We start from the raw sequence: 5,770 nt of genomic DNA, 5'->3' as shown, positions 1-5,770 counted from the left end.
TTGCCGGCCTCAGCGGGATCGGCGACCTGGTGCTCACCTGCACCGGGTCACTCTCCCGCAACCGCACCGTAGGCCAGGCGCTAGGCCAGGGTCGAAAGCTCCCCGAGATCCTTGAGAGCCTGGGAGGCAAAGTAGCCGAAGGCGTGCTGACTTCCCGTGCCGCCCTGGGCCTCGCTCGCCAGCACAAGATTGAAATGCCCATCACTGAGCAGATGGAAATGATTCTCGAACATGGTAAAGATCCACGGGAAGCCATCCGCGAATTGATGCTACGCCCCGGCAAGGGGGAACACTAACCCACCAAACCGGCGAAGTTAACTGTTCCGTTCCCTATCCCCCCGCAATCGCTCCAATGATTAGCAGCGGTTCCTTCCCATCGGCCACCGACTCCGGCAACGGCGCATCGGGTGACTGGTGCGATAAGTCTTCTTCGCACGCAAAGAACCGCAGAAACGGCCGCCGCTTGAGCGTATCGTGTTCGCGAATGGTCCCGCACAGCATCGGATATCGCGCCTCTAACGCATCCAGCACCGACCGCAGCGTGACCGGACCTGAAATCTCCAGCGTCACATCTCCATCAACGCGTGCGAGATTCCGCAGATGATACGGAATCTGCACGCGAACATTGTGGACCGAGTCGGGCATCGCCAGTTATTGCATCTCTCATTTCTGCTGAGTGGGGCGCCGAAGGCGCGTCTGCCCCACCGCAGGTGGTTACGCCAGTGTCTGCACTTCAACCGACAGTACCGCCGGCAGATCGTGCACAATTGCCTTCCACTGGTCGCCTCCATCCGGCGACACATACACCTGCCCGCCAGTGGTGCCGAAGTACACGCCGCATTTATCCAGCTTGTCCACGGCCATCGCGTCGCGCAGCACGTTCACGTAGCAGTCCTTCTCCGGCAGCCCCTTCGCGAGTTCCTCCCACTCATTGCCGCCGCTCTTGCTGCGATACACGCGCAACTTGCCGTCCAGCGGAAAATGTTCCGAGTCGCTCTTGATCGGAACCACGTAAACCGTGTCCGGCTCGTTTGAATTGATGTCGATGACAAAACCAAAATCGGTTGGCAGATTGCCGCTGATCTTCGTCCAGTTGTCGCCCGCATCGTCCGAGCGCATGACGTCCCAGTGCTTTTGCATGAAAAGCGTTCCCGGCCGTTTCGGATTCATCGCAATGTGATGCACACAGTGCCCCACGTCTGCGGTTGGATTAGGAATGTACTTCGAGTACAGCCCCTTGTTGATCGGCTTCCAAGTCTTGCCGCCATCATCGGTGCGAAAAGCTCCCGCCGCCGAAATCGCAATGTAAATGCGATCCGGATTGCTCGGATCAAGAATGATCGAGTGCAGGCACATCCCTCCCGCGCCTGGCTGCCAGTCAGGACCGGTACCATGTCCGCGCAGTCCCGGCATTTCGCGCCAACTCTCGCCGCCGTCGCTCGATCGGAAGATCGCAGCGTCCTCCACGCCCGCGTAAACAGTATTCGCATCCGTCAGCGAAGGCTCAACGTGCCACACGCGCTTGAACTCCCATGGCTTTTGTGTGCCGTCATACCACTGGTGTGTCGTCAAGGGCGTGCCGCTCTGCTCCGACGAGTCGTATACAAAGCGATTCGACGCCTTCGCCGGAAAGACAGGCGGACCCGCGTCTTCCGGCTTCACGCCAGGCTGGAACCAGGTCTTCCCGCCGTCGTTCGACGCCTGCAAAAGCTGGCCGAACCATCCGCTGGTCTGCGAAACGTAAATGCGCTCCAGGTCCACCGGCGAGCCCTTCATGTGGTAAATCTCCCACCCCGCGAAGAATGGGCCGCTCACGTCCCATTTGTCCCGCTTCCCATCCGATGTAAGGATGAACGCTCCCTTTTTGGTTCCAACCAATACACGTACTTGACTCATCGTTTCCTCCCCCGCGAATGCATTGGGGACTCGCGGGCCGTCTGCAAATTCTTCCGCAGCCCCTCTCACCAATTCAAGCAAAAATTGTGCAAATGTTTTGATCCGGTCGCATTTTCTGCCGATGCGGCGAATCATTGTTGCCAACTCACGCTGATTGCGCCCACCCCGGCAGACGGAATCGAGTAAGCATGATTCGCACCGCCTTCCCAGGCCACCGATCCATTCGGATGCAACACAAAGAATTTGAACTCAACTTTGCTGCCTGCAGACACCGACGCCGTGAGAAGCGCCGATCCCACAGCCGGAATAACCGCAGGCCCGTCCGCGCCATTCCACGTAGTCGACCAGCTGCCCAGCTCTGCCGCGTTGCCCGTCAGCATCACCACGTCGCCAGAGGCGAGCACCGGCACACCCGCAACAGAGAAGTTCACTGGAACCAAGTTGCCCGTGGAAACGAAGAATGGAGCCGCACCAGAAGTACTTGACCCTCGAGTGACCGTCACCTGAGCCGGTCCGCCGTTAAGTTTCGGTACAGTCGCGGTGATTTCCCCATCGCTCCATCGCACCACTGTGGCCTTCTTCTGCACTCCACCCGCCGAAAAATGTACCGCCCCTGCTGTCGTCCCGAAGCCCGTACCACTGATCGTCACCAAAGCTCCCGGATTCGCAACCCGCGGCGTGATACTTCCAATCGCAAGTACCGCCCCAGCCGTAGCCACCCAGATCGACACACTGCGATGCGGAATCGTGAAATCGGCCGCCGGATTATTTCCTACTGCTGCGGCAGAAACCGTCAGACCGACCCCGCCCATCGTCCCATTCAGATAATCGGAATACGACCTCGGAGCAAGTGAAGTGAGGAGTCCACTGATCGCCTGGTCGTTCGTCCCGCTTTTGTTGATCGCCACCAGCACTACATTGTCGCCAAGCCTGCGTTCGTAGACGTAGACATCGTCGTTAATCCAGCGCTGCTGCATCGTCCCATAGGCAATCGCAGGATTCGAAGCCCGCAATGCAGCCAGATACTGAATCAGAGTGACCGCATCCGTCGTGCCAAAACTGGTCATCGCATTGCGGTCGTAAGGATCGTTGCCGCCACCAGTGTCGTTATGCAGATACTGCTCGTCGCCGTAGTACACCACCGGCACGCCGCGGCACGTGAAGATGAAAGCCAGCGCCTGCTTCACCGCCATCGCATCCGCGCCCATCGACTGAATCCGCGGATTGTCGTGGTTGTCAAAGAAGGTGACCAGATCGTTCGGCTGTGCGAAGCCCTTCGCATTTCTGCTTGAATCGCCCGACGCTTCGAATTCCAATTCGCTGTCAATCTCTTTGAAACTCTTCCCCTTCGCAAACACATCCACAACCGGCCCGTAAAGCGGATAATCCAGCAGGTTCATCCCGCTCCGGTTCGAAAACTTCACTGAATCGGCATATAGCGGATCGCCCGCCCCCTCAAGCCACTCACCAAATACAAAAGGCCTCTCGGCCGCGGTGGGCAATGTCTTCGGTCCTGTCCAGTTAGCAATTGAATTCTCGAGGCTGTACTCCCACCCCCAGTTCACATGTTTTACGGCGTCGAAGCGAAAGCCATCTGCGCCATGCGCCAGCAATTGCGCAACCGCCGCCTTGATGTAGTTGTCCACCCACGGATTCGTCTGGTCCAGATCGGCCAACCCGAACAGCGTGTCGTACTGCAACTGGTATCGATCCTCGAAGTCTGACATATTCGGCGTGTGGTGATAGTACGGAGTTAGCCCGGTATCGCTCGAATAGTCCGTCACCTTTACGCCGTTGTTGTAGAGCGCTCCGTTCTCCCCCACGCCAATGTCATTGGTATGGTTGGCCACAAAATCCACAATTACCTTGATCCCATTCGCATGCGCCGCCGCGCTAAGTTGGTCGAATGCAGCCCAGCTATTTCCCGCATCGCCAAAGTGCTCTTCGATCCGCATCATGTCGCGCGGCCAGTAACCGTGATATCCGCTCGCGCCTCCGCCGTCCGGCTTGTTCGCATTGTCGATCGGCGGCGAAATCCATATCGCCGCTACCCCCATCGACTTCAGATACGCCAGCTTCTGCGTAAGCCCCGCAAGATCGCCGCCCCAGTAATCACGCCAATTCACCGGCGTCGTGAATCCTTTGGAGTCAAATTCCCCCGCACTCTGCGAAGGATCATCGTTACTGCTGTCGCCATTGAAAAAACGGTCCGTAACGATCTGGTAGATGAACCCCTGGTGAATGTCACTGACAGCAGGAATCGGCGGCGGAACCGGGGGATTCTGACCGACCCCCGATGCCGCCAGGACAAAAGCAAGAAAGATCGTAACGAAGATGGAGTTCTGTTGGACGTTCCTCATGGCGCTCTCCTCCAACACTTCAGAACTTGCAGCCCTGATTCCCTAACATCCTAGTGCACAAGAGCCGGAATGCGTTTCGTTGAAATGACAGCAGTTCTGCCGGGGATTTCGCGCCGAAGTGTGCAATGCTCTAGACTCAAGACTGGATACATTCGCAATGATCACGCTATTTACCGGCTACGACGAAGAACCGAAAGACAAGAAGAAAGATCAGGAAGCGCAAGCCGCCGCAGAGGAGCCAGGCCAGAAATCAGGTTTCTTTTCACGTATGCGCGAGGCAGTGACGCGCACGCGCGAAACCTTTTCCTCGCGTATTAACGAGATAGTTGCGCTCACCCGCGAGGTCGACGAGTCATCGCTCGAAGAACTCGAAACCGCACTCATTATGAGCGACATCGGCGTGCAGACCACGACCGAGATTCTTGAAGCTCTGCGCGAACGCGCCCGCAAACAAGCCATTGAGGGCGGCGCTGAACTGCGCGACTTGCTGAAGACCCAACTGCGCGGAATTCTTGAAGCTCCGATGCGCCCCGTCGCAAACCCCTCAGTGACGCCCAAAGTCACTTTCCTCGTCGGCGTAAACGGCACCGGCAAAACCACCACCAGCGGCAAGCTCGCCGCATGGTATCGCGCGCAGGACAAATCTGTGCTCCTCTGCGCCGCCGACACTTTCCGCGCCGCAGCAATAGAACAGCTTGAAGTCTGGGCCGGTCGCAGTGGCGTCGAAATGATCAAGACCCGTCAGGGCGGCGATCCCGCCGCGGTCCTCTACGACGCAGCCAGCGCCGCCAAAGCCCGCAACATTGCCGAACTCATCGTTGACACCGCCGGACGCCTCCACACCAAGTCCGGACTCATGGACGAGCTCGACAAAATGCGCCGCACAGCATCCAGGCTCATCCCCGGCGCACCGCACGAAGTTCTGCTCGTCATGGACGCCACCACCGGCCAGAACGGTCTTCAGCAGGCCCGCCAGTTCACGCAGTCCGCCGGCGCCACAGGCATCGTCCTCACCAAGCTTGACGGAACAGCAAAGGGCGGTATCGCCGTAGCCATCGCGCGCGAACTTAATCTCCCCGTGAGGTTTGTAGGCGTAGGCGAGCAGATGAGCGACTTGCTGGAGTTCTCCCCCGAAGCCTTTGTCGACGCGCTGCTGGGATAACGAATAGATCCCCGTTCTGCATTAAAGAGCCGCCGCCGGAATAACGGGGGAGGACGGACGGTCAGTGAGGACTCCCCCGGAGACTCCCCCCACAGAAATTCATCTTTGTCGAGTGATGGTGAAAATCGTATTACCGGCTGGTATGTTGACCTGCCGAAGCGTGCCGGCTGAGTCTTCGAACCAGAGCGAAGAGCTATCGCCTGCGACAACTTTTCCATAACCCGTTGGTACAGTTACTTTCATTTCCGCATGAATTGAGGTTGAAGTGTGCATCCCCATCATGTATCCAACCAGGAGAAGTGCCACACCGATACCAATCCGCAGGCTTCTTGCTTGCATGCCAGGTCCATCC

Annotated in this window: 6 protein-coding genes; 2 read left to right on the top strand and 4 right to left on the bottom strand. The window is 58.1% G+C overall.

Features of this window, described 5'->3' with window-relative positions; all coding sequences use genetic code 11:
- On the top strand, positions 1-296 hold a 296-nt coding region (locus tag WA354_RS19590), incomplete at its 5' end, for an NAD(P)H-dependent glycerol-3-phosphate dehydrogenase (protein ID WP_472814707.1).
- A 34-nt stretch (positions 297-330) separates the two neighbouring features.
- On the opposite strand, the gene WA354_RS19585 is transcribed toward WA354_RS19590, so the two are convergent.
- The 3 genes from WA354_RS19585 to WA354_RS19575 all read right to left on the bottom strand — a co-directional run bounded on the left by WA354_RS19585 (position 331) and on the right by WA354_RS19575 (position 4,256).
- Positions 331-645 (bottom strand): MoaD/ThiS family protein, encoded by a 315-nt coding sequence (locus WA354_RS19585; protein ID WP_472814706.1) that lies wholly within the window; start codon positions 643-645, stop codon positions 331-333.
- Between the two features lie 69 nt (positions 646-714).
- Entirely contained in the window at positions 715-1,896 is a 1,182-nt protein-coding gene (locus WA354_RS19580) for an exo-alpha-sialidase (protein WP_472814705.1), read from the bottom strand.
- Positions 1,897-2,027: 131 nt separating this feature from the next.
- Positions 2,028-4,256, bottom strand: a complete 2,229-nt coding sequence (locus tag WA354_RS19575; RefSeq protein WP_472814704.1) for an alpha-amylase family glycosyl hydrolase — start codon at positions 4,254-4,256, stop codon at positions 2,028-2,030.
- Positions 4,257-4,413: 157 nt separating this feature from the next.
- On the opposite strand from WA354_RS19575, the gene ftsY reads away from it, so the two are divergent.
- Positions 4,414-5,418, top strand: coding sequence for a signal recognition particle-docking protein FtsY (ftsY, locus tag WA354_RS19570; protein WP_472814703.1), 1,005 nt, complete (start codon positions 4,414-4,416; stop codon positions 5,416-5,418).
- Between the two features lie 99 nt (positions 5,419-5,517).
- On the opposite strand, the gene WA354_RS19565 is transcribed toward ftsY, so the two are convergent.
- The coding region (locus WA354_RS19565) for a hypothetical protein (protein WP_472814702.1) at positions 5,518-5,770 on the bottom strand (253 nt) is incomplete at its 5' end.

It is taken from the genome of Occallatibacter sp., assembly GCF_049802275.1.
GTDB lineage: Bacteria > Acidobacteriota > Terriglobia > Terriglobales > Acidobacteriaceae > Telmatobacter.
The sequence above is the reverse complement of the archived record's forward strand: the minus strand, read 5'-3'. Positions and strand labels throughout refer to the sequence as shown.

Excerpts from the sequence above, each read along its gene's own strand:
- WA354_RS19585 (WP_472814706.1), bottom strand. The coding sequence starts at position 645 with ATGCCCGACTCGGTCCACAATGTTCGCGTGCAGATTCCGTATCATCTG.
- WA354_RS19580 (WP_472814705.1), bottom strand. The coding sequence starts at position 1,896 with ATGAGTCAAGTACGTGTATTGGTTGGAACCAAAAAGGGAGCGTTCATC.
- WA354_RS19575 (WP_472814704.1), bottom strand. The coding sequence starts at position 4,256 with ATGAGGAACGTCCAACAGAACTCCATCTTCGTTACGATCTTTCTTGCT.
- ftsY (WP_472814703.1), top strand. The coding sequence starts at position 4,414 with ATGATCACGCTATTTACCGGCTACGACGAAGAACCGAAAGACAAGAAG.